This is a genomic window from Methanolobus tindarius DSM 2278 (assembly GCF_000504205.1).
In the GTDB taxonomy this organism is placed as follows: domain Archaea; phylum Halobacteriota; class Methanosarcinia; order Methanosarcinales; family Methanosarcinaceae; genus Methanolobus; species Methanolobus tindarius.
Window position 1 is genome coordinate 2,315,175 of the sequence record NZ_AZAJ01000001.1, and the last position, 23,666, is coordinate 2,338,840.

Sequence of the window (23,666 nt, forward strand, 5' to 3'; positions counted from 1 at the left end):
ATATATTCCCATCTATTTATATAATCATGAAGAGCGATTACCTTGAACCTGTCAAAAATGACAAAACGATCTATATTGCTTGCAATTCTTCTTCTTGCGATACTCGCATCTCCTGTAAGTGCAATGAACTGGCAGACAGAAACGGTGGATGACGGTTCCAGTTATATTAATCCCACTTGGGACCACCTTACTGGAAAGTATACCTCCCTTGCCTTCGATTCTTCAGGCAATCCGGCAATCAGTTATCAATATTATAATGCCCAGGACCTCAAATTCGCACACTACAATAACTCAAGCTGGGAAATAGAAACAGTGGACGATGTAGGACAGGTTGGATACTACACTTCCCTTGCCTTTGATCCTTCAGGCAATCCTGCGATCAGTTATTTAGATTACATAAATCGTACAGTCAAATTCGCAGACTACAATGGTGTAAACTGGGAATCAGAAACGGTAGAGAGCAGTTGGGGTGCTGGGCTCTATACTTCCCTTGCCTTTGATTCTTCAGGCAATCCGGCGATCAGTTATTACGACGAGTACTGGCGCAACACCAGCCTCAAATTCGCATATTACAATGGTGCAAGCTGGGAAACAGAAACAGTGGACAATATAGGAGATGTTGGAAAGTATGCTTCCCTTGCCTTCGACTCTTCAGACAATCCAGCTATCAGTTATTATGATTTCAATACCAGCTACGATCTCAAGTTCGCCCATTACAATGGGGCAAACTGGGAAATAGAAACAGTGGACAGTGCGGCAGGTTTGAACACAGCCGGAGGAGAGTACACTTCCCTTTGCTTCGATGCTTCAGGCAATCCGGCGATCAGTTATAATGATGGTAATAACGACTACCTTAAATTTGCATATTACAATGGGGCAAACTGGGAAATAGAAACAGTGGACAGCGCAGGTGCTGCTGGTGAGTATGCATCCCTTTGCTTCGATTCTTCAGGAAATGCAGGGATCAGTTATTACGATTACACCGACTCCCATTACACATACCTCAAATTTGCTTTTTGTATGATAGGTACGTTGCCTGTGAATTCCTCTGTGCTGGATACCTGGGTATATGTGGATGGGATCAACCGATCAGTGCAGGCCAATACAACCCTGTATCTCTGGCCGGGTACATACAATATCACTGTAGTGAAGCAGGACTATGAGACACCTGTAATTCAGACTGTAAACGTTACTGAAGGGGCAAACCCGGAAATTGATTTCATTCCTGAACCTGCACCACCAGTTGCTGGCTTTGTAGTTAATACAACATCAGTAACAGCAACACAGGATATAGCCTTTACCGACCATTCCACAGGTTTGATCAGCTCGTGGTTATGGGACTTCGGTGACGGGATAACTTCTACTGAACAGACACCTACGCATAATTATATCGCTACAGGAATCTACAACGTCAGTTTGGTACTGACAAACCCATCAGGCAGCAGTACACGTGTAAGAACTTCATACGTCACAGTCGTAGATTCTCCGGATGCCGGCTTCAGTGCCAATGTGACCTCAGGTGCGGTTCCGCTTTCCGTAGGCTTTACTGATTCATCGACAAACAGCCCTACCTCATGGTTATGGGATTTCGGCGACGGGAACACTTCAACTGATCAGAATCCTATTCATACTTATTCAGCCGTGGGGACCTACAATGTGAGGCTTAATGCAAGTAATGATCAGGGAAGCAATATCAGCACAAGGATTTCTTACATTATCGTATCTACCGTCAATACGGGAAGTTCTGAATCAGGAAGCTCAAGTAGTTCCAGTTCCAGCTATCGTTTATCTATGATAACAAGTCAGGAGCAGGATGCTGCAACAATCACTGATAATGTCAGTGAGGAAATACTTGAAGAAAGCGTTCAGGCAGAAGAAAATGTATCGGTAATTTTTGATGATGAAAAAACAGAAGAAACGGATACTAAAGAAACAGATGCCGGGCATATAAAGGGCACACCAGATTTTAGTGCACTGGCAGGAATTGTCTTTTTTTCACTTGCAATACTTGTGCTAGAAAAAATAAATAATTAAAAATAAATGACGGGATATCTGTCCTGTCAGCTCTTTGTTTTTCAGGTTATTTCTTAAACATCAGGGCCATTATTCCTGGCTTTGAAGGCTTCATAGGGTTCTGGAAGAAATCCATTTCCATGCTTGGTCCACCGAACATCTCATTATTAACTCTTTCAGTTATTTCGTCGAGTATCATCTTGTAGGAAATGCAGTGTGGATCAACGTCCTTTATTTCTCCACCTGTTGGGGTTATGGCATTGTAAGGGCAGCCGCCTCTACAATATTTTATATGGGAACAGTCCTTGCAGTTTTCATCTACGTAATCCTTGTAATCGAACATGAGCTTCCATGCATCGGATTTTGAAAGTTCTTCAATGCCTGGATTATCACGAACATTACCCATTACATATTCTGGCATACCTACAAAACGGTAACATGGGTATATGCCACCATCAGGCCCTATGGCCAGAACATCTCCCATGCAATCTACGAAAGTACATACAGCACCTCTACCACTAAACACTCCTTTACAGAGGTGGTCAATGTTCATTACCTCGATACTGTCTATGTTTTCGAGATATTTGTCCAGGAGGTAGATAAGAAGCCTGCCGTATTCTTCCGGATCAAGAGCCCATTTTTCAGGTTCATTGCCACGTAATGAGGGAAGGGCAGGATGGAATTTGAGAGTCCAGCCGTTCTCCAGGTAAAAATTGAAAATCTCTTCTCTGAATTTTTCGGAATGGGAGGTGAAAGTAGTAATGAATCTTACGGAAAGTCCGTGTTCCTTTGCTATCTCATAGCCACGCATGGTCTTTTCAAAATAGCCCTCACCTCTCTGGAAATCATTAAGCTCTTTTGGACCATCAAGACTGGAACCGATGGGAATCTCATACTCCGCAAAGATCTTAGCAATTTCATCTGTCATCTTCCAGAGGTTGGTCTGTATTGCAAAAGCCACTTTCTTTGGTTTTGCTCCTTCAGCAAGCATTGGTAAAGCTTCTCTGTAGAAATCAGCACCTGCTAAAAGTGGTTCTCCTCCGTGAAAGGTAAAAGTAACTGAATCATCTTTGAAGTTTTTGAGCCACTCAACTACTTCTTTTATGGTATCGATGCTCATTACAGGGGATTTTTCTTCAGAACTCCAGCAGTAATTACATTCTCCGGGACAGCCCAGGGTGGGGATTAGCATCACGTGAAAAGACATTTTAATAGCACCTTGTTTTTAAGGGTTTTCAAGGTTTCAAGTTATTAGTAGTTTTCTAAGAACCATCATTCATGGTGCAGTGGATGAATGGTTCTTCGAATGAGTGAATAATTTTGAATTATTTTATTATTATAAAGCAAGCGAATAATGAATCACTATAAAATCAAAAACAGAAAAACAGTACTAATCCAAAAAAGAGTAAGTAGCAGGCATTAAGCCTGCACTTGTTTTAAAATTATTTTGCTGGAATGACGAGTGATCTCTCACCAGCAGGCTCGAACTCTCTGAGAGCTCCTCTTGCGAATTCCTTCCTTGGCTTGGAGAAGTCAAATGGAAGGAGATCGTCTGCGAAACAGACCTTGACAAGTGGGTTGACTGCGTATGCATCTCCACGTCCTGCGTGAGCAGCGGATGCAATAGCTGTGTAACCACCCTGGTGACCTACGTTCATTGCGTAGTTAGGGTAGTTTGGTCCACGGAGTTCAAGAGCAAGACCTTCGTCGGACTGGTATGAGAGTACGTTTGTAGCACCACACTGGTCCTGCAGGTCGTATCCGAAGAAACCGAGACGGCCGTGTGATTCCTTGTGGAGGTACATACAGAGATACCATCCGGAAAGACCAGCGTTTCCGTTTCCTGTTGCCAGGGATACAGCGGAACCTGCTGCTGCGGAAAGGCTTGTTGCTCTCTGGGATCCACCGAAGTGGTCTTCAAGGGTTGTTGGGTATTTCTCGTAGTTCTCAAGACCGTAGATTGTGGACTCTGTTGCGATGTCCTTTACTACTTCGAGGTTTGCCTTTACCTTGTTGTCTGTACCTGTTGTTGCTGCACCATCGTACTTGTCGTTGATGTAGTCTACGTTGTAGTAGAGGTTGTCATCAAGGATGTTGTTACAGTATGCTGCTGTTGCGTACTGGGTGAAACCTACACCACCGGACATGTATGAACCGAGCCAGATCTGGTCGTAAAGCATACATGCTCCACCAACTACCTCAAGGGTTACGTTTGCTGGGTCTTCTGGTGTCTTACGGCTGGTCTGGATGATATCAGCCATGTGACCGAATGGAATTCCTCCAGGCTCGTTTGGTGCACGTGCACGTCTTGCTGGAAGCATTTCTCCCATCTGAACAACACCAGCGTGCTTTGCTGCGTATGAAAGATCAGCTACTGCTGCTTCACCAGCACACATGCTGTATGCTGAAATGAATGACATACCGACCTGCATAGCCATCCATCTGCTTGTCTGACCACCATCTGTGGTTCTGCTGACAATTGTTGGGATGTGTGCTGCCTGGAATGAGTTCTTGCCGATAGCTGCTTTGAGCTGCTCTGCCTGCTCTTCTGGGAATGCCTTGTTGATGTCAATAAGGAACTGGCTGTCAATCTCGTCTGCGAGTTCATCGTCACCGGTGAACATCTTGACGTAACAGTCATCTACAAGAGCTGGGTGTGTTTCGACCATGTGTTCCTGGACAACTGCTCCACCAGGAAGTGCGTGGTTGAGTGTCTCAAGGTAGTGGTTGATTGTTTCTGGTGTGACTTCAATACCGAGCCTCTTCTCGAGTGTCTCGTGTGCCATGTCCAGACCGACAATTACGGTCCTTCTGATGTCATCCCACATCTGCTGCATTGCAGCGTTGTTGACGTAGTGAAGGTCATCGATTTCGACCATGTCATCTGTTCCGGAAAGGAAAGATGGTGTGAGTGCTCTCTGACCGAGTGGGATACCACCACAGTGCATCATTGGGTTGTAACCGACAAGTCCTCTCTTCTTTGCGAGTTCCTGACCTGCCTTTTTCATTTCTAATTTACGTGGGTTCTGATCGACACCAAGTCTGTAGTACTCTACAGTCTTGTCGGTGATCTTTCCACCTTCCATTTTGTTAGTACCGTGCTCTTTTGTGTACTTAATTTCCATGTGTTTTGCAAACATTCTCTTTCTATCGTCTGCCATTATAATCACCTCAGTTCTCCGGCTTGAATCCGTATGTGGTTCTCTGGTCGAATACTCTGTGTACCCACTCGATGACCTCTGCGTCATCTCTGAATGCCACATTGTCGACACGGTAGATGGTTGTCCTCTTTGCTGCCTCTTCTGGGGACATTGGCTTGCCGAGGTTTACCTTCTTGTCGATAGGTCTTCCTACCTGGTCCTTGTGCATAATGATTGAGTCGCCTTCTTTTCTGCACCTGTCGAGCATGTCGAACATTACACCGTCTTCAGGAAGTCTGAGTGAGTGACCGTGTACTGTTGCACCTCTAAGACTTGCGAGTGCTGGGCAGGTCATTTCAGTTTCCATCTGGAACTTTGCAACTTCTTCCATGTCTCTCTCACGAGCTTCAACGACCTGACGACCGGAAAGTGTTCCTGGGTCGACACCTCTGAAGTTGATAGCTGCACTGTATGATCTTACGTATGGTACTGATGGACCGTTGTACATTGAGTCAACGAACTGTACGTACCTTACCCTGTCACCAGCTTTTGCGCCTGGTGTTGGTTCTACCATTTCTCTGACTGAACACTCTGGCTCGCCCATTTCTGCGAGTGGTGGGTGGGTGCTTGGGTAGTCACTACCTGGTGCACGGTGTCCGAGAACAAGTGTCAGGTCATCGTCGGAGATCTCTCTGAGCTTCTCGACTTTACCAGACATGTGTTTTCTTCTGTTTTCAGCAACGGATGTTGCTCCTGGATAATATTGTAGTTCATATGCCATAATTATTCACTCCTAATTCTCTAATGATCTCATTGTGGTTTTCACGGCTTTCACGAGTTCGTTCAGTTTTTCCCTTGAACATGATTCGCCTCGTGTAACTCCTGTCACAATTTCCATTACCCTTCCTTTTGCCAAAATATCACTATCTTTAGGTTTAACAAGCCGTGTTCTAACTCCTGCCATTGCGAAATCCTCGAAATCAACGAGGGTCTGGCAAACAACTACTGCAGGAATATCGGCCTGCTCAAGAATTGCCTTTACTTTTCTGACCACGTGGTCCCTGATATTTCCTGTGTGGATCACAGCAACTTTGTGCCTGTTGATCTGTGCTATTTCCTCAGGACTAATTCCAAAGGAACCGGAACCCATATTTGTGTCCGGAACACCTGAACCGGTGTTAAGCACAAGCACACTAACCTGAATTTCCTCACGGCGCATGCCATATGTGAGTTCACATACTGGTTTTGTGATATGTCTTCTTCCCGGGCTCATTGCAACTGCTATGACATCAGGTCTTCCGGTTTCTGAAAGAGTACCGCGCTGTGCAAGTCCTCCTCCACGGCCAAGACCCATTCCGTGTCTGCAATCTACAACCTGTGTTTCCCGGTCAAACATCTAATCACTCATTCCATATCGTCAGGTTTTAGGATACATATTGGATTATTCTTCAGTTTTCCTTTCGGGTCGGTCATTCCGGTCATGAGGGGGTCAGCATTTGGGCCACGTCTTGCATAGTCACTGACTGTCTGCCTCGTAGGAATGAAGCGTCCTTCCCTGAATTCGAAAGGAACTGTGAGAACTTTTTCACAAACTTCCCTGACCTGCTCTTTTACATCTACGTCTACAACTTCCATACGGATGCTGCCAACGGATACGGCAAGTTCTATTGCCTGACCTGCAACCTCGATTACAGCATTCCCAGGATGGTTCACAGGCATTCCTGTGGCAGGTCCGTAAGGAACGGTCTGGGGAAGTCTTGGGCCATGGACAAACAGCCTGATAATTCCTTCTACTTCAGCGATCTCACTGAGTAAGTTCTGGGCTGTTTCGGGTTTGAGCAGCCTTGAAGGGAATATTTCAAGCTGCACATAGTTTGCTTCTGAAAAAGTATCGGACATTTTTGTTACCTTTATGATTATCTGTGATATTTTAGGAGGGGTGTTGTGTCTTAGAGTGCACCTGCCACTGCCTTGATTGGCTCCTTGAATTCTGGGATTGACCCGAATACATTACCGACAAGTGTGGAGGTCTTCTCGATGGTTGTCATCTGTGTACCAGCGTCAAGTGAGACTGCTGCACATACACAAGGAATTGCGAAACCTCTGGAGTGCCTGGTTACAACGTGGTTACCGTTGAAGATACCTGGTCCACCGCCACCATAGATGGAGTGACTGAAGAATGAGAATCCTACTGCAGTACCCTGTGCTCTACCCATGTCTGTACCTGGAAGACCTGTTTCCTTCTCAAGTATGTCGTTGTAGTAGAGGATGGTTGATGATACGTTCTGAGCTGCTCTTCCTGCTCCTACGTTTACCATAGTTGCTGCAAGCTGACCTGCTGCTGCGCATGCGTTCCACATTGAAACATCGTTTGCCTTGTAGAAGTTGTATCCGGATGGAGCTGTCTTGTCGACTGAGATGATACCTGCTTCAAGAGCTCTGTCAACTGTTGACTGAATAACAGTACCGATTGTACCGTCCTTTCCGTTCTCTTTTACAATGTCGTAAACGTAGTTGCCTGCGTTAAGACCCTGGTATGCAAGACCGAGTAACTGGTGTCTCTCGAATGGTCCTACAGCGTTACCCATCTCGTACATACCTACCTGCTCGAAGATTGATGAGAGTGCTGCTGCATTCATTGCCTTCTTGCCAGTGATTGCTGCTACGTGGTTTGTTGTGATGTTTCTCAGGGAGTAACCAAGACCTTCGTTGTTCTGTGGAATGCTGAGAATTGATGCAATGTTTGCGCCCTTCATGTCCATTGTCTGTGGGTAGCTTCCCCATACAGCGGACTTTACGATTGGTGCATCGAACATGTCAGTGTTGAACATGTCAATGATGGTCTGTACGACTGCTGCACCTGTTACGGTACTTGCAGATACGAAGTCAGCACCTATCTGTGTCCTTACGCTTGGGATCTGGACAAGAAGCTGCTTTCCACCACTAAGTTCTGTTACTGCTGTGTCGTCATCATCGCTGACCTGAATGAGCTTCTTTACTGCATCACAGATAGCACCTGAGTTGCCTACAATGTCGTAGTCAAGTTCTCTACCAAGGATCTGCTTTTTAGCTCCACCCATAGAACCTGTCTTGAGTGCTTTGTCGATACCTGCGAGGTTTACAGCAACTGTCCTCTTTGTATCTTTGATGATGTTTTGAATCGCTGCGTTTCTAGTTGGCGCAATAGCTGTAAGATCAACGCCGCTTTCCAACAGTTTACCTCTGTCGTCGTAAATGTCTATTTTATCAGACACGTATATTTTCCTCCTATGTTTCTATTCAGAAATCACCCATATTGGAAATGTACAGATGAGTGAATGAAAGTCAATTACTTTGTACCACATAGTAATTTTCCTGTACGAATACTTTCCACTGGGAATTCTCGGATTTATTAAGCAACGATGACGTTTAAACCTTTTGCATCGTTCCGAGACAATTTCGCAATCATCAACCGCAAGCAAAATTTCGATGTGTATATAAATTACAGTGGTATTAATTTATCATGGTATTAGATACATTTAAATAGAACAAAGAGGGCACAATAAATGTGCATTTTCTCATAAATGTTATAATTACGTCTTATCATCATGTATATGATTATTTATTAAAAATATCATTTATGTGAGCCGCAAACCTTTAAGTACCTATATAATATGTATCTCGTTCTATGGAGATTACTGCTGACGTGGGAGGCAATCCCGGAATAGATTGCAAAGGCTTCTGCACATATTGTTATTTCAAGAAAGTTAAAGAGACCCCTCCATTTGGATGCAAGTACTGTTTCCCTTTCAAAAAGGGTTGTGACTATTGCACCAGAGGTGTCAGGGAATCTTATTCCGGATTTAAACCCGGACAATATGTTTTCCAGGATCTATACCAGCGTCTTATGATGGCAGGTGACGATATTGAGAAAATCACTATTAGCGGTGGAGGCGATGTAAGCTGTTATCCGGATCTTATGGAGCTTGTAGCCAACATTGCCCAATTCGGTCTTCCGATACATCTGGGTTATACCAGTGGAAAAGGTTTCAGTAATGGAGATGAAGCAGAGTTCTTCATAGAATACGGAGTCACCGAAGTATCGTTCACAGTATTTGCAACGGATCCGGAACTCAGAAGAAAATACATGCGAGACCCTGAACCGGAAGCTGCACTTCAAGTATTGCGTCAATTCTGTCAGCATTGTGATGTTTATGCAGCTATTGTTCTCATTCCCGGAGTTAACGATGGTGAAGTACTTGACAAAACCCTCAGTGATCTTGAAGAAATGGGTGCAAAAGGTGCAATTCTCATGCGCTTTGCCAACAAAACAGAGGAAGGCCTCATACTGAACAATGCTCCTGTAATGGAAGGAATTGAAACACACAGCATTGAAGAGTTTGTAAACATTGTAAGGAATGCAGATTCAAAATATAATCTCCGTATAACAGGAACACCTCTTGAAGATCCACTTATCGGCTCTCCATATGCAATCAGAAATGAACCCGAAGCTCTTGCCAGGCTTCCTGAAATGCGCAAGGATGTAACAATCCTCAGCAGTCGAGCTTCTAAAGACAGGCTTCAGGAAGTTTTCACAAAACTTGGAAGTGCTGTAAACGTAGTTGCCGTGGACAAGGATATAGGCTGTCTTATAACCATTGAAGATGTGGAAAAACTGGACCTTGCGGATGTAAAGGAAACTGTCATAATTCCGGGAAGAGCATTTGTGCACGACCCTGAAGTAACTTCAGTTTTATCCCGTGACGGAGTATCCCGCTTTGTACGCAGGGGACCGGAAATGCTGACCTATGATGGTGAAATGTCAATTGGTCACAGCAAAGAAGAGGTTCTTGAATTTGAGATTAAAGAGTTCACAGAACTTATTCACGAAATAAATGCAATAGGTCTGTAAATCGATGAATAGATAAAATCAAAACCAGGAGTTTAAACAGGACTAATATTGATTATCAAGGCACCGGATGCTCACATGAATTCCAGCAGTCCGGTCTGTTTTGATTTATCATTTTCAAAGAGTGACTGCATGTCCAGGCCCAGCAGTTCTATTCTCTGTTTTGTATAACTGGAAACATTGTATTCATGAGCGACTTTCTTTGAGACCTTAAGATACTTTTTCACAGCACCTTCATGAACCGTAAGTATGACCCTTCCTCCGCATTTCGGACAAATTCCCGTAAGAGGCGGCCTGCGGAATTTAGCAGCGCATTTTAGACATCGGGTCCCCTGTCTTGAAAACGCCCTTAGATTACCGAACATATCTGGCAGGAAGTGTGAAATAAGAACCCTTTCAGCCACATCAGAAGCATCAACTGCACGGATTTTATCTGCAAGGGCAAGCTGTGCATCCATTTTCTCCACCATGCTTCCCAGTGTCTTGTAAGCGCTGTTAAGCGGACCTGCAGCAATATCGGTCGTATCATGGGTGTACATAAAGTGCTCGTACTGGTCAGGAGTTCCAAGCCTTGCACTTATAAGGTCAAAAGTGGATTCAAGTTCCTTTGGATTTGTATAACTCTGTGTAGCTTCATAGAATTCCAGTGGATAGTGATCACACACGTCTATATTGTGTGCTTCCTTGTCAACCTCACTGGGGTCTAGGCGTGTGGTAAGTACAAGAGGTGCATCCATCTTACCTCCCCTTTTCTCTGGCAAGTAGTCCCTTGAGAAATTAATGAGACCATCCATCAGCAGCATGACACAGTCTTCATCCCCGTCACAGTTTCTTCTTTTAGCTGCATGGAAGAATGGATGTGCATAGCCAACAGATGCTTTTGTAAAACCAACAAGTCTTCCAAGAACACCTGCAGAAGTGTGGGGTGCAAGTCCCATAAGCATAACTCCAACAAGATCCTCAAGCTTCTCTGCTTTGTAATATGGTTCCTCTCCATAGTATTTCTCAAGCAGGTCATCAATATATTTCGTTGTTCTCAAAAGGTATTGTCCACAATCATAGGAGACTACAAGATCCTGAACTTTAAGACAGACAACCTGATCGTCCCTTTCCAGTTTATTTCCGTAGATGTCTTCTGTATACCCGATTCCAATTAATTTTTCAACTTTAATTCCCAGCTCATCGGCTCTGATATGTGTAAGCGGAATATCGGACATATCGTACCTGACAGTTCCGTCCTTGAAGGTATAAAGGTCATGTTTTGCCCGAAGAATTCCTTTTTCAAGAGGTTCCGGAGTCATGGTTCCTGACATCATTCTCTTGACACCTTTCACTTCGATGTTCTCACGCTCACCGACTTTTGCAAAGGCTGCCTGATAAATTTCCTTAAAATTTATATTCTGCATTTTCACGCATGTGGTCTTTGAACCACATTTCGGGCATTCTTCTTTCTGTGCTGAAATTCCACATCTTGGACAGAATAGTTTTGGTACGGTAAACTCACCGCAGTCACAGCGATAAAGGAAAGTGTCCATTCCGCAGGCCGGGCATACTCTGTTACCTATTTCAACACGTATCTGTCCGACTTTGCTGTTCATTGAGGAAATATATCCAGCTGCTGCCTCCATCTTACGCGTATTTCCGGCAGAATCCCCGATTGGGAACAACACATGAGGAGCAGGAGACATTTTTCTTTTATTGGATTTTTCAGGACGTCCCATCCTGGCTCCGATTCGTATTGGTGCGCGCTCCCTTACAATAAGACCGCTGAGTTCATTGACTACCTGCACAGTTTCTGTAAGTTCTTCCGGCAAAGAATTCCATTTTTTTTTCAGTTCGCTGTCCAGTCCCATGCATCTGATAAATGGTAAAGGATTTTCGATTATTATCTTCTCGTCATTTATTTTATGAAGAACAAGGAGATGTTCAAGGATTGTTTTAATTCCGGAATCTGTAGTTAGATTGAGTGGAAGTTCAAGTATTTTTGAGTCATGTGAAAGAACTCCATTCTCGGATATGAATGTTGAAAGTTTTTCGTATTCCTGCACAGATATGTCATGCCAGAGATGAGTATGTGCAGGATGAAGTGGGATATTGTATTTTTCGCATAAATCCAATGCAAGTTCCTGTGACGGATTTTTAAGTTCATCCCTTGTGTAGGGCAGATTTTCGACCGCTTTTTCAAATTCCTGTATCCACCATTCAAAACAATAAGAAGAAGGTACAAGCGGATGGTTGTTCTCCAGGAAGTCACCGTAGTTGATAAGAATCTCGCCAATATCAATTATGGCTTCAACTTCAGGATGGATTTCAATAGCTTCCTGCTCATCATCAACTCTTATTAAATCACCAGATTTCAGTCTGACAGTTGGTCCTTCCAGGCTGTCAACTGGTGCCATTCCAGCGGCTTTACCGGGTCTCTCAACTTTAAGTTGTGTGCCTGATACGATGAAGCTGTCCATTATATACATGCTGGCAGGACTGATTCCTGCTGCGGCAAAGGATGTGTTTCTTGACCTGCCATAACGGAGCCTGAAACCACCAGGCCGCATGGGGTGTGAGAATACGGGTCTTCCTGCAATCAGGTCACGTAAATACTTATCTTTGGGTTTGACACCTACAAAACCACCTTCATCGTCACCTGAACTTTTTGCTCCGGCTATAAGTGTATTGAGCCAATCCCAGCCGTCCATTTCAAGTTTATTGACATGCTTCAGGACTTTTGGAGCTTTCAGCGCCAGACCTTCTGCAAGCACAAGACACATACCACCACGTACCCTGTTTGTTTCTATCCTGTCAAGGTTCCTGTAACCTTCAACTTCCTCAGCTTCAGTGGGTTCACCATCAATGCATATCGGGCAATTATCTACAATAAGCCTGATTTCGTCTTCTGAGGGCGTATACTGCAAAGTTGCAACACGCCTGTAAAGCAGGATTTCTTCCACGTATCTTTCGACTTCTTCCTTTCGCGGCTTATATCTTTCAATTCCCACGGCACGACGAACATAATCTCCAACGAGAACGGACAATGCCTGGGCTGTACCTCCTGCACTGCGTATTGGTCCTGAATAAAAGATCCTGATGTATTCGCTTCCGTCATCGTTTTTTCCAAGGGTTACCTTATCGATTCCCTCAATCGGAGCAGCTACCACGCCTTCTGTGAGCATTGCAACGGATACACGAATGGCGGCTTCGATTGCTTCTTCCTTTGAATCAAACTCACCTACGACGCCTTCTGCAACAGCTTTTCCTATGGCCAGAGCGCCTTCTTCACGTGACATGGTCTCGTCAAATATGCGTATCTGCTCTGCAACACCTTTTACACCTATGAGATTCTCCACCCTGTCGGCAAGGTCTTTTGCAAGGGGAATTTCGATGTGTGGCTTTGGGTCCCTGCCTCTGGAACGTGCACGGTTGGCAATTTCTATTTCTTTGTGGAGATTGGACTCAAGCTCTTCAAAATAATCTCTCATGGCATCGCTTACTACAATCTCACCCATTAGAAATCGCCCTCTTGAAGATGCAATTATGCTTATGTTCTTAAAACAGTTTTCCTGAAATTAAGTCTTTTTACAGTTTTTTATATATAATTTACAGACAACTATAACTATAATTGTATTCAATATATATTTGGTGCAATATTCTGATGGGCATATGAATGAAAATAGCACAATATGTGCGGGTCATTAATCCAACACTCTGTCAATAAGAATGCATCATGCGCGGGAGGAAGGAAATGAAAAAAATAGTAATTCTTATAATGCTACTGACATTGCTCATGCAGGTAGCAAGTGCGGATATAGTTAATGATCTCGAAATAAAAGTCAATGAGTACAATGAAAATACAGAGTACCTGCCTTCCTATCTCAAGAGCCTGCTTGGGGATGAGGTAATTAAACTTGTCATCGTGGCTGATTCAGGTGATGAGATTTATATAAAAGCAGTTACTGAAAATGCATATGTTACAACTTTTGAGGAAGTTTCAGAAGATGCTGAATTTGAAGCTACTATGATCATCGGTGCCAGTGAGGCCACTGTAAGAAGTGTAATGGACTCTGAAACACCACTTGAAACTTTTGTAGAAGCAAAAGATAATGGTGATATTGTTATTGAGCCCGTAGGACTCGTGAACAGTGTTACCTACACAGTGGCAAATGTTGTCCTCAAAATCTCACAGTTACTTGGTCTTATATGAAAAGCAATCTTTGATTGATTTGATTCCAGGTTCTACAGTTGTAGTAATTATGTAAGTAAACACGTAACAAGATGTCAGCGAATATCAAGTTCGCTGGCCATGTCTTTATACATTCTGCCTTTGTCCGTAGTAACAAAGATATTCCCTTTGTGTTCTATGAGCTGCTTTTCTTCAAGCCTTGCAAGATATTTGTTTGCAATTGTTGAATTTAGGTTTGCTCCGTAAACGATCTGCGTCTTTTTTGCTCCATCCATTGCTATTTTCAGAATGGCTATTGTAATATCCAACCTACTCCGCCTAATAGTATGCCCCCTGCATTCTATTTTAGTACCACATATTCCAGTAATATAATAATGTATCACTGGTATACCACTATACTCTTAATTTTGTATATCCTATATTTAACTTGATCGATTTGTAGTAATACTCAGTAAATATGTTCCTGAACTTATATTACTGTTTATTTGTTGCATAATTATACAGATGATAAGTGTCGTATTTGACAACAGTTAAATTTATAATAAATACGGCAATACTGGTATCGTTAATCTCGTATGCGGGAGTAACCAAGTGGCCAACGGTGGCAGACTCAAGATCTGCTCGCGCAGGCGTTCGGGGGTTCGAATCCCTTCTCCCGCACCATTATTCAAAATAAATCGATGTTTTTCAGGATATTATATAGTTGAAGTAGCTACGCTTTTCCGATTAAAAGATACATAACTTGATAACCAGTCCTGATTCAATTACTGGTAAATAAAAAAAGAATTAGGGATACCCCTAATTGCGAAAATTTTACTCTTTCCTGCGCTGGAAGAGGAACATCATTCCAATTATTCCTGCCATTGGGATAGCAACGGTTGGGAACTCAGGAATTTCGTTGTTGTTATTGTTGACTTGTTCTTTTGTTCCAATGGTAAAGTCATCGAATCCAAAGTAGTCGTATCCTGGCATAGTATTATCGAATGTGATTTTTGTGAATGGATGATCCAGATCAATGAAACCATAGTAGATTACAGCTCCACCATAGGCATTTGTTGTGTGGGGAATGGTAAGTGTCTGAGTGGTTTCATCTTCGTATACTACTGTAAGTTGTCCATCAAAGTCACCTACATCGACACCATAAAATCCGAATGCAACCTGGGCCTCTGAGAATTCTATGGAGAAATCACCAGTTGCTTCCCAGAAGTTGTCCCCGGATATTGGATACCTGCCAGAACCGATATTGGTTTCAATTTCACCTGTACCGTTCAATGTTGCGGTTCCTGCTGCTCCAAAGTCCACTGTTAGTGGTGCCTCATCACCGTCTTTAAAGCTTTCCAGATCCTCTACACCTACACCATTGAGGTGTGAAAGGAAGTCATCTTTTGCTGCATCAGCATTAGGCCAGCTTGAAAGGGGTGTACTTTCCCCAAGTCCTGCGTCTTCTCCGAAAAATGTCATTGGAGCTGCGGCACTTATTCCTACAAACATCATAATGATGAATGCTGCAGCCAGGGTTTTTGTGAATACTCCGGAAAGTATTCTGTTTTCTAAATATTTCATATTATATCGCACCTTTTACTATTTTGTAGTTTAACTACAATGGCCGATAGCAACAAAAACACTGAATTAAAAAAGCTAAGATATCTAAATTATCTACCAAGCAAGCTATTTAATCATTATCGTTTTTACCACCATAAATACCAGCCGTTTCCCGTAATGGCCGAATGATATTTAATAAAACCTCTTTTTTCAATAGTCATACAAAAGTTTAAGTTAGTCAATTCCGTAGTTACCCTAATTAAAGGTGATCTTTTTTGTCAAGTCAAATTGATTATGATACTGTTGTATCTGCTGTTGTTGATATTTTAGAAGAGGCGGAGACTGTATTGCCCTGGGATGTTGTTGATGCACTGCAAAAAGCCGCATCCGGGGAATCATCTCCTATTGCAAAGGAACAGCTTGAAGCTATACTGAAAAACATTGAGATTGCAGCAAAGAATAAAGTGCCCATGTGTCAGGATACTGGCATACTTATATTCTTTGTTGAACTCGGCCGTGACTGCAGAATGGATTTCAGGCTAGAGGATGCTATTCTTGAAGGTGTGAAAAAGGCAACCGAATCAATACCACTGCGTCCAAATGCTGTTGACCCTTTAACCAGAAGCAACAGTGGAAATAATACCGGAGACGGAATTCCGGATATAAAATACGAACTTGTGGACGGCAGCAGTATTAAGATCACCGTGGCTCCAAAAGGTGCAGGTTCTGAGAATATGAGTTCCATAAAAATGCTCAATCCTACTGAAAAGGACAGTATACGCAATTTTGTACTGGAAACTGTCCTTAATGCAAGTGGAAAACCATGTCCTCCAATTGTTGTAGGTGTAGGTATTGGTGGCTCATTTGACAAATCTGCAAGACTTGCAAAGTCAGCCCTGCTTAGGAAAGTTGATGAAATGGATGAAGAAGAAAAAGCTCTGCTTGCAGACATAAATTCACTTGGAATAGGGCCAATGGGACTTGGAGGAAAAACAACCGCCCTGGCAATTCACATCAAAAAAGCACACTGCCATACAGCATCACTTCCGGTTGCTGTAAATATTCAATGCTGGGCAAATCGACATGCTTCAGTTGTTCTGGGTGGTGATAAGTAATGGAATACAAACTCAATACACCGCTAACAAAGGAAGATGTTGATAAACTAAAATCAGGTGATATTGTTTATCTCAGCGGAACTGTTTTCACTGCAAGAGACGAAGCCCATGCAAGGATTCTTGAAATGGCAGAGGAAAAAAAGCAACTTCCATTTGACCTTGAAGGTGCAGTAATTTATCACTGTGGTCCTCTCATGAAAGGAAAAGACGGTGAGTGGAAAGTTGTCGCTGCCGGACCGACCACCAGTGCAAGAATGTCAAAAATGACACCTTCACTTCTGGATATTCATGAAGTGCGTGCATTTGTTGGAAAAGGCGGTATGGATAATGTGACAGAATCCATGAAGGGCAAATCAGTCTACCTTGCATTTACAGGAGGATGTGCAGCCCTTGCAGCCATGAGTATTGCAAAAGTAACCACAGTCCACTGGTTAGACCTTGGAATGCCAGAAGCTGTGTGGGAACTTAAAGTGGAGAATTTCGGTCCTCTGGTTGTGGGGATTGATTCTCACGAAAACGATCTTTTTACAGATGTAAGAAAAAAAGCACTGGAAGCTTATTCTAAAATCGAATAAGCCTTCCTTAAATCTTTTTGATCTTGTCTTGTTCATTTGTTTAGATAACAAATGTGAATACCATCCATGCTATAAGAGTAAGGATGATAGAGTGTTTCAGTCCCTGGAATACAGAACTTTCTCCCATCTGTCCTGCCACAAGTCCGCTCATAAATCCCTGGATTACACCGGTATGCATCATTAGGCGCGTATATTTTGCCGGGTCAAATGAACCGATAAACTGACTTCCGGCACCAGCAGCCTGTGCAGCTTTTCCGGCTTCTGCCATTGTTGGTACGAAAGTGGATGTAAGCATTCCAATAACAAAAAGGAACACAAAGAATGACATGTAACTGATAACTACGTATACCATCATGTTACCACGTCTTTCACGTTCCAGTATTTTTACTTCCCTTGCATCACGTGCGGCAGCTTCAAGAACAGCAGCGACACGTCCTCCTGCCTTGCTTGCCTGTGTGATAAGTGAAACTGATCTTACTATAATAGGTGTAGGTACTCTTTTTGCAAAGTTCTGCAACGACTCTTCAAAGGAAACACCCCATGACATTGAAGCATCCATAGTCTGAACTTCCTTTGTAAGAGCTCCGTATTCTCCTTTTGCAACAGTGTTAACTGCCCTTGGAAGTGTAAGTCCTGCCCTGCTCATTTCTGAAATATCTCTCAGGAAAGTAGGCAGGTATTCTTCAATTGTATCTGTCCTCTTGTATTTCTTATGGAATGTAAATGCAGGTGGTGTAATTGCAATAAGAACTGTAAAAATTATCACATCATCAATAATCGGTGTTCCCTGCGTAGCTATGTAACCAATTGCAAAGAATATCAGTGAAACGGGTAAACTGATAGCGAAGGTATATATCGGATAGTTGTACAGCGTGTTTAAAGGATCCTTCATGAATTCTTTAATCACCACATTCTTCGTTGCTTCCTCCATTTTCGAACTGATAATTGTGTCTTCCAATTCTGTCAGTTCTTCTTCCGTAAGCATGTCCTGATCGTTTGCATTAAACTTCAAAAATTCAGTTAACTTCATTTTAGGCCTCCGGAGTCAGGGTGCTGATAAGAACAACGTACATTAAACTACCAATTGGTATCAGTGCGTAGATTATCACATAAAGGAATACAAGCTGTGCATTTCCCATAATGGACATAATGGAAATAACAACTACAAGGAAAAGCGGACCTGCAACAAAAGCTGTTACATAAGTTTCTCCCAGAAGACCAAGGGTTTCCAGGAATTCTTTCTGGTTTTGCCTGTTTTCCAAAATGTATTGCTCAGTCTTAATCTCAAAGTATGGTTCAAGCTGTCCCCCAGAGGTTACTACCGTGATAGCACCCTGCAGGAAATCCTGCAATGCAGTTGATGGTGTCGTAACAGAAAGATTTTTCATGGCCGTTACAAGGTCATGACCCAGAATTTCAAGGTCACGTACAAGGTACCTGCATTCAACTGACATCTCTCCATAGATTTCGTTGTTTGCCAGTGACCTGAAAAGATCAACCGGAAGAACTCCGGCACCAGACATAGCTGACATATAGTTCACAGCATACGGAAGCATGCTGTCAATTCTCCTTTTCCTGTCACCAGCCATGATAGATGGATAAACAAGGAACAATTTGTAAACAATTACAAACACAAGAACTGTGAATAAAATTCCGAAAAACACACCCAGTACAATGGATTTGTACTGAAGATATGGTGCCATCCATCCGGGGAACATTATCCTGGTAGGCCTTACCTCAGGCACACCAAATATGAGAAAAAGGAAAGAAACACCAAGTAATGCCACAAATGCTGACAGTATGGAACTTAGAAGTGCACCTGACATGTACACATCATAAGCCATATCTACTCTGTTCTTTAGGAGACTATGACGCAGGCCGAAAAAATCAACCCTCTTTTTCTCATAGTATTTTCCAAATAGATTGTAAGCAAAGATAAAATACGGATTAGCCATACAATTCCTGCCTTACAAGTTTCATTATCATTTCCGGTTCACGGTTATAGCCTACGACAATCTTGGCAAAGTCCCTGAAGTGAGTGACCTTTTTCTCACGCGCCCATTCAAGAATGTCCTGTCGCCGTTTTAGCTCGTCACGAACTTTCTCTTCACTCCATCCGCGGTTTTCCATTACACTTTCAATAATGTAAGAACGTCCGGAGTACTGGAACATATCGCGTGCAGCATCCCAGACGAAAACATCATTTGTAAGCAGTTCACCGGTTCTTGGGTCAACACCTACTATTTCCGTGAGACTCTTGCATCTTCTGACACGTTCATCGCCAACCTTTACCTGTATCTGGATAGCTACGAGGTCAAGTGCCTGGATCATTATTCTTGGAACATTGATAGGTGGATTTTCCAGTCTGTGTACTACTGATTGTACGGAATCAGCGTGCATTGTTGAGAATGTAGTGTGTCCTGTGGACATTGCCTGGAAAAGTACATAGGCTTCAGCACCTCGGACTTCACCCACAAGAATGTATTCAGGTCTTTGCCTGAGGGATGCCCTGAGGAGCTCGTACATTTCAATGGAACCTTTATCCTCACCGGCAAATGCCTGTCTGGTAACACCGGGGATCCAGTTAGGATGTGAAAGGTTCAGTTCCCTTGTATCTTCAATGGAAACGATTTTCATTTCCGGCTGGATGAAAAGTGAAACCGCATTCATGGCAGTTGTTTTACCGGAAGCGGTTCCTCCGGCAAATACCAGACTTTTACTCGAATCCACAGCCAGCCACATGTAAGCCATCATGGCGGTTGAGAATGTATGATATTCTATAAGATTAGCAGGAGTTATCGGATTATCCTTGAATCTCCTGATGGTGAATGTACTTCCACGGGTTGTAATTTCACGTCCCAGTGTCATCTGGATACGTGAACCATCAGGCATTGTAGCATCAAGCAATGGGTTTGCAATTGAAATGTGCCGACCACAAATCTGTGCTATCCTGATTGCAAAAGAATCCAGAACTTCATCGGATGGGAACTCAATGTCACTTGGAATTGAGTTGTATTCTTTATGATAAATATACACAGGAGTGTTAGGTCCGTCACAGGAAATATCTTCCAGGTTCGGGTCTCTCATGAGCACATCGATTTCTCCGTATCCGACATAGTCACGGACGATGTGGTACATTATTCTCTCACGTTTTCTCGGTGAGATGGCTATCTTAAATTCCTGCAGGTATTTTGCAACATTGTCTCTCAGGTATTCTTCGGCATTTTTGCGGGAAATTTCCTTGAGGTTAACGTCCAGTGTTTCAATGAACTTAAGTTTGATAGTTTCAAGCAGTTCCTGCTCTTTGTCTGAGAGTACAGGTTCAATTGCCTGGTACTGGTATTCATGGGATTCCGGGTCATAGGCAATTCTTACATATGCATAGAGCGGGTTTACTTCATACAGTTCAACTTCCCTGAAAGGACTGTCCTCAGGCATTGTAAGGTCTACTATTGGTCCGTGTTCCACAACATTATAAGGTTCAATGAGTGATTTTTTTGATGAGAATATTTTGGAAACACGATCAAAAATAGAAGATCTTTTTTCCTCTTCTATAAACATATCTTCTTCGATAGCTTCTTCTTTATATATCTCAGAAACAGTGTCTTTCCAGAACGAATCCCTGTCTTCTTCAATAGTATCTTTGAATGAAGGGATGTAAACATCATCGATCTTGCTTTTCAGGTCATCAATATTTACCGGTTCTGCATCAGGGAGAATAAGGTCCGCAAGCTCACCTATAACATCATCTTCATCTACCGCCAGAGACTCTGTCTCCTCTTCCTGTAGTTCTACTGCAACAGTTTCATGTGTGGAAGCATCCGATAATCCTGTTTTTGTGTCAATTGTTTCCTCTTCAAGGGAAATCTCTTCAGTTTCAGGTTCATCAAACTCATTGGTTATGCTGTCTTCCAGTATTACGTCTTCTACTGGTCCTTCAACAGGAATCTCATTCAGTAAAATATCATCTTCTGTGTTCTCTGCAGATGACCTGGAATTTGAATTTGATTCAATTTCCCGCAGGAAATCTTCAACTTCAGAAGATTCTGTTTCAGTCTGAACAGACGCATCAATCTCCTCTTCGTTCTCTTTTGTTTCAGTCCGATCATCAGGATTATTATTTAAACTCAAAATTACCAACCCCAGTAATAATAGTCATCCCATTAATTATCTGAACAATCTTTTCCGGCATTATATCCATATTCACACCCGGATTAATTCTTATTTTTTGCAAGGGAGAACTTTCTTCCTTTCTTTTTCTTTTCAGGCTCTACTTGAGCCAGTTCTTCTGCTGATACTTTAATACCTGCAATTTCAGCAGCCAGGCGGTTGAAGTTCACACTTACCTGTGATGCCGGATATTTCACGATAATAGGAGCTTTGAATGCCAGTGAATTCTTCACATTCTTCTCTTCCGGTAATGTTGCCAGTATCTTTAGTCCAAGGGCAGTTTCTATCCTTTCAGAACTAATCTCGTTCTGGGTAATACCTGTCCTGTTAAGAACTAATCCCCTGAATTGTTTGCCCATATTGTCAGAAATAGCTTTGATCTTCATTGCACCGGCAAGGGATGCAATGTCCGGGTTTACGAGCTGTATTATTTCATCTGCAAGAGAAATTGCCAGCAGGGAATTCTTGTTAATTCCAGTCGGAGAGTCAATGATTATGTAATCGTATTTTTCTTTGACACTCTCCACAATGTCACCGAGAATCTCTGTATTTGCATTCACAAAACCCTGAAGTGAAATGCTTCCCGGTAGAATATGCATATTATTTGGTCCATCATAGATGGCTTCGTTAAGCTCTACTTTGCCTGCAAGTACTTCGTGAATAGTTCCTTTTGAAGTTTTAAGTCCCAACATCAGCCCAATGGTGGGCATTCCTACATCAGCATCGATGATCAGAGTTTTTTTTGCGAACCCTGCCAGAGCGGCACCAAGATTTATAGCAGCAGTGCTTGTGCCTGCACCACCCTTCCCTGAGACGATTGTGAAAATTGTTGCTGTCATAAAATGCCTCGATTGATGATCGCAGTTGCTGTACCATTCAAATGCGATCAATCCTGTTTATGAATATATTGTATAACCATCACTAAATACAACATATAAATATAAATACATATCTATATTATTTTTGTGTTAAATTATTTACAGATCAATAATTTATAGCATCATGACGCTTTTTCTCACATGAACCATCCTGATGAAAAAGACATTAAACTCTTTCTTTATCATGCAAAACAGTGTGATCCCAAAAAGTGCACCGGAAAGAAAATGGCGAAATTCGGACTTGTGAATCTTTCAGAGAAGATTGAGAGAATTCCTCCAAGGTCAATTTTGCTGGATCCAATGGCTGAGAAAGCCCTGTCACCTGAAGACAGTTCCAATAAAGGCATTACTGTGCTTGATTGCTCCTGGGAAGAGGTGGAGAGAGTATTTCCAAAACTTCTCAGGATGAGACTGGAACACCGGGCTTTGCCTTTCCTTGTGGCTGCAAATCCGGTAAATTTCGGAAGGCCATTCAAACTGACATCAGTGGAAGCATTTGCAGCAGCCCTTTACATCCTTGGAAACAAGCAGCAGGCAGAGAAAATAATGTCCAAGTTTAACTGGGGGCACACTTTTCTGGAACTTAACCATGAGCCTCTGGAAGAATATTCTCAGGCAAAGGACAGTAAAGATGTTTTAAGAATACAGAGTGAATATATGTGAAAATAAGTGTATATGGGTGAATTCAGGATTGGTGTTCAATGATACAGATAGGTGTAATTGGTGCGGGTTCGTGTGACAGGGAACTGGAAATTCTGGCTGAAGAAACAGGTGCTGAGATTGCCAGAAACGGTGCACTTCTTTTGTGCGGCGGACTTGGCGGCGTTATGGAAGCTTCCGCAAGAGGCGCTAAAAATAAGTCCGGCACAACTGTTGGTCTTCTTCCGGGTGAGAGCCGAAAGAGTGCTAATCCTTACATCGACATTGTTATTGTTACTGAAATGGGACATGCAAGGAATGTAATTATTGCACGCTCTGCCGATGTTCTTATAGCCATAGGCGGCGAATATGGTACACTTTCTGAGATTGCACATTCGCTAAAGATGGGTAAAACAGTGGTGACCCTGAATTCAAAATGGGAAATTGAAGGTACAGTCAAAGCAGGTAGTCCTGAGGATGCTGTCAGGATTGCCCTGGACAGCATCAATGAAAAGCACTAGTTTTTATGATT

The 23,666-nt window shown here is 42.8% G+C and carries 20 protein-coding genes and 1 tRNA gene; 8 read left to right on the forward strand and 13 right to left on the reverse strand.

Going from position 1 to position 23,666, the window contains the following annotated elements:
• Positions 1-57 precede the first annotated feature (57 nt).
• A complete protein-coding gene (locus tag METTI_RS16205) occupies positions 58-2,034 on the forward strand; it encodes a PKD domain-containing protein (RefSeq protein WP_023845928.1) in 1,977 nt (658 codons plus the stop codon).
• A 46-nt stretch (positions 2,035-2,080) separates the two neighbouring features.
• Here METTI_RS16205 and METTI_RS11180 read toward each other — a convergent pair whose 3' ends face one another.
• The 6 genes from METTI_RS11180 to mcrB form a co-directional block, all read right to left on the reverse strand.
• Positions 2,081-3,220 carry a TIGR04083 family peptide-modifying radical SAM enzyme gene (locus tag METTI_RS11180; RefSeq protein ID WP_023845929.1) on the reverse strand — a complete coding sequence of 380 codons (1,140 nt, stop codon included), beginning with the start codon at positions 3,218-3,220 and terminating at the stop codon, positions 2,081-2,083.
• Positions 3,221-3,455: 235 nt separating this feature from the next.
• Entirely contained in the window at positions 3,456-5,174 is a 1,719-nt protein-coding gene (mcrA, locus tag METTI_RS11185) for a coenzyme-B sulfoethylthiotransferase subunit alpha (protein ID WP_023845930.1), read from the reverse strand.
• Between the two features lie 10 nt (positions 5,175-5,184).
• Entirely contained in the window at positions 5,185-5,934 is a 750-nt protein-coding gene (gene mcrG / locus METTI_RS11190; RefSeq protein WP_023845931.1) for a coenzyme-B sulfoethylthiotransferase subunit gamma, read from the reverse strand.
• Between the two features lie 12 nt (positions 5,935-5,946).
• Complete coding sequence (gene mcrC / locus METTI_RS11195; protein WP_023845932.1) at positions 5,947-6,549, reverse strand: methyl-coenzyme M reductase I operon protein C; 603 nt, start codon at positions 6,547-6,549, stop codon at positions 5,947-5,949.
• Between the two features lie 8 nt (positions 6,550-6,557).
• Complete coding sequence (gene mcrD, locus METTI_RS11200; protein ID WP_023845933.1) at positions 6,558-7,052, reverse strand: methyl-coenzyme M reductase operon protein D; 495 nt, start codon at positions 7,050-7,052, stop codon at positions 6,558-6,560.
• 50 nt (positions 7,053-7,102) lie between these two features.
• Positions 7,103-8,407 (reverse strand): coenzyme-B sulfoethylthiotransferase subunit beta, encoded by a 1,305-nt coding sequence (mcrB, locus tag METTI_RS11205; RefSeq protein WP_023845934.1) that lies wholly within the window; start codon positions 8,405-8,407, stop codon positions 7,103-7,105.
• Positions 8,408-8,820: 413 nt separating this feature from the next.
• Here mcrB and mmp10 point away from each other — a divergent pair, with 413 nt between their 5' ends.
• Positions 8,821-10,044 carry a methyl coenzyme M reductase-arginine methyltransferase Mmp10 gene (mmp10, locus tag METTI_RS11210; RefSeq protein WP_023845935.1) on the forward strand — a complete coding sequence of 408 codons (1,224 nt, stop codon included), beginning with the start codon at positions 8,821-8,823 and terminating at the stop codon, positions 10,042-10,044.
• A 71-nt stretch (positions 10,045-10,115) separates the two neighbouring features.
• On the opposite strand, the gene METTI_RS11215 is transcribed toward mmp10, so the two are convergent.
• Positions 10,116-13,541 carry a DNA polymerase II large subunit gene (locus METTI_RS11215; RefSeq protein ID WP_023845936.1) on the reverse strand — a complete coding sequence of 1,142 codons (3,426 nt, stop codon included), beginning with the start codon at positions 13,539-13,541 and terminating at the stop codon, positions 10,116-10,118.
• A 236-nt stretch (positions 13,542-13,777) separates the two neighbouring features.
• On the opposite strand from METTI_RS11215, the gene METTI_RS11220 reads away from it, so the two are divergent.
• Positions 13,778-14,236 (forward strand): hypothetical protein, encoded by a 459-nt coding sequence (locus tag METTI_RS11220; protein ID WP_023845937.1) that lies wholly within the window; start codon positions 13,778-13,780, stop codon positions 14,234-14,236.
• A 74-nt stretch (positions 14,237-14,310) separates the two neighbouring features.
• Here the strand turns inward: METTI_RS11220 and METTI_RS11225 are convergent, their stop codons facing one another.
• Positions 14,311-14,523 carry a winged helix-turn-helix domain-containing protein gene (locus tag METTI_RS11225; protein WP_245596116.1) on the reverse strand — a complete coding sequence of 71 codons (213 nt, stop codon included), beginning with the start codon at positions 14,521-14,523 and terminating at the stop codon, positions 14,311-14,313.
• Between the two features lie 269 nt (positions 14,524-14,792).
• Here METTI_RS11225 and METTI_RS11230 point away from each other — a divergent pair.
• A tRNA-Leu gene (locus tag METTI_RS11230) sits at positions 14,793-14,878 on the forward strand.
• A 150-nt stretch (positions 14,879-15,028) separates the two neighbouring features.
• On the opposite strand, the gene METTI_RS11235 is transcribed toward METTI_RS11230, so the two are convergent.
• Positions 15,029-15,778 (reverse strand): PEF-CTERM sorting domain-containing protein, encoded by a 750-nt coding sequence (locus METTI_RS11235; RefSeq protein WP_023845939.1) that lies wholly within the window; start codon positions 15,776-15,778, stop codon positions 15,029-15,031.
• Positions 15,779-16,032: 254 nt separating this feature from the next.
• On the opposite strand from METTI_RS11235, the gene METTI_RS11240 reads away from it, so the two are divergent.
• Together METTI_RS11240 and METTI_RS11245 are read left to right on the forward strand one after the other, a co-directional pair.
• A complete protein-coding gene (locus tag METTI_RS11240; protein WP_023845940.1) occupies positions 16,033-16,872 on the forward strand; it encodes a fumarate hydratase in 840 nt (279 codons plus the stop codon).
• Positions 16,872-17,447: a FumA C-terminus/TtdB family hydratase beta subunit gene (locus METTI_RS11245; RefSeq protein ID WP_023845941.1), complete on the forward strand. Its 576-nt coding sequence runs from the start codon at positions 16,872-16,874 to the stop codon at positions 17,445-17,447. Before METTI_RS11240 ends, METTI_RS11245 begins: the two co-directional genes overlap by 1 nt.
• A 40-nt stretch (positions 17,448-17,487) precedes the next feature.
• Here the strand turns inward: METTI_RS11245 and METTI_RS11250 are convergent, their stop codons facing one another.
• The 4 genes from METTI_RS11250 to minD form a co-directional block, all read right to left on the reverse strand.
• The gene (locus METTI_RS11250; protein ID WP_048135408.1) at positions 17,488-18,477 is read right to left on the reverse strand and encodes a type II secretion system F family protein; all 990 of its coding nucleotides are present in this window, start codon (positions 18,475-18,477) and stop codon (positions 17,488-17,490) included.
• A 1-nt stretch (position 18,478) separates the two neighbouring features.
• Positions 18,479-19,402, reverse strand: coding sequence for a type II secretion system F family protein (locus METTI_RS11255; RefSeq protein WP_048135410.1), 924 nt, complete (start codon positions 19,400-19,402; stop codon positions 18,479-18,481).
• Entirely contained in the window at positions 19,395-21,578 is a 2,184-nt protein-coding gene (locus tag METTI_RS11260) for a type II/IV secretion system ATPase subunit (protein ID WP_023845942.1), read from the reverse strand. Before METTI_RS11260 ends, METTI_RS11255 begins: the two co-directional genes overlap by 8 nt.
• A gap of 83 nt (positions 21,579-21,661) precedes the next feature.
• Positions 21,662-22,456 (reverse strand): cell division ATPase MinD, encoded by a 795-nt coding sequence (gene minD / locus METTI_RS11265; RefSeq protein ID WP_023845943.1) that lies wholly within the window; start codon positions 22,454-22,456, stop codon positions 21,662-21,664.
• 180 nt (positions 22,457-22,636) lie between these two features.
• On the opposite strand from minD, the gene METTI_RS11270 reads away from it, so the two are divergent.
• Both METTI_RS11270 and METTI_RS11275 read left to right on the forward strand, forming a co-directional pair.
• Positions 22,637-23,158 (forward strand): DUF367 family protein, encoded by a 522-nt coding sequence (locus METTI_RS11270; protein WP_023845944.1) that lies wholly within the window; start codon positions 22,637-22,639, stop codon positions 23,156-23,158.
• 38 nt (positions 23,159-23,196) lie between these two features.
• Positions 23,197-23,655 carry a TIGR00725 family protein gene (locus tag METTI_RS11275; protein WP_023845945.1) on the forward strand — a complete coding sequence of 153 codons (459 nt, stop codon included), beginning with the start codon at positions 23,197-23,199 and terminating at the stop codon, positions 23,653-23,655.
• Positions 23,656-23,666 lie beyond the last annotated feature (11 nt).

What these genes read in the sequence shown, in the direction of transcription:
- METTI_RS16205 (WP_023845928.1), top strand. Translation starts at nt 58, where the DNA reads ATGACAAAACGATCTATATTGCTTGCAATTCTTCTTCTTGCGATACTC.
- METTI_RS11180 (WP_023845929.1), bottom strand. Translation starts at nt 3,220, where the DNA reads ATGTCTTTTCACGTGATGCTAATCCCCACCCTGGGCTGTCCCGGAGAA.
- mcrA (WP_023845930.1), bottom strand. Translation starts at nt 5,174, where the DNA reads ATGGCAGACGATAGAAAGAGAATGTTTGCAAAACACATGGAAATTAAG.
- mcrG (WP_023845931.1), bottom strand. Translation starts at nt 5,934, where the DNA reads ATGGCATATGAACTACAATATTATCCAGGAGCAACATCCGTTGCTGAA.
- mcrC (WP_023845932.1), bottom strand. Translation starts at nt 6,549, where the DNA reads ATGTTTGACCGGGAAACACAGGTTGTAGATTGCAGACACGGAATGGGT.
- mcrD (WP_023845933.1), bottom strand. Translation starts at nt 7,052, where the DNA reads ATGTCCGATACTTTTTCAGAAGCAAACTATGTGCAGCTTGAAATATTC.
- mmp10 (WP_023845935.1), top strand. Translation starts at nt 8,821, where the DNA reads ATGGAGATTACTGCTGACGTGGGAGGCAATCCCGGAATAGATTGCAAA.
- METTI_RS11215 (WP_023845936.1), bottom strand. Translation starts at nt 13,541, where the DNA reads ATGGGTGAGATTGTAGTAAGCGATGCCATGAGAGATTATTTTGAAGAG.
- METTI_RS11220 (WP_023845937.1), top strand. Translation starts at nt 13,778, where the DNA reads ATGAAAAAAATAGTAATTCTTATAATGCTACTGACATTGCTCATGCAG.
- METTI_RS11235 (WP_023845939.1), bottom strand. Translation starts at nt 15,778, where the DNA reads ATGAAATATTTAGAAAACAGAATACTTTCCGGAGTATTCACAAAAACC.
- METTI_RS11245 (WP_023845941.1), top strand. Translation starts at nt 16,872, where the DNA reads ATGGAATACAAACTCAATACACCGCTAACAAAGGAAGATGTTGATAAA.
- METTI_RS11250 (WP_048135408.1), bottom strand. Translation starts at nt 18,477, where the DNA reads ATGAAGTTAACTGAATTTTTGAAGTTTAATGCAAACGATCAGGACATG.
- METTI_RS11255 (WP_048135410.1), bottom strand. Translation starts at nt 19,402, where the DNA reads ATGGCTAATCCGTATTTTATCTTTGCTTACAATCTATTTGGAAAATAC.
- minD (WP_023845943.1), bottom strand. Translation starts at nt 22,456, where the DNA reads ATGACAGCAACAATTTTCACAATCGTCTCAGGGAAGGGTGGTGCAGGC.
- METTI_RS11270 (WP_023845944.1), top strand. Translation starts at nt 22,637, where the DNA reads ATGAACCATCCTGATGAAAAAGACATTAAACTCTTTCTTTATCATGCA.
- METTI_RS11275 (WP_023845945.1), top strand. Translation starts at nt 23,197, where the DNA reads ATGATACAGATAGGTGTAATTGGTGCGGGTTCGTGTGACAGGGAACTG.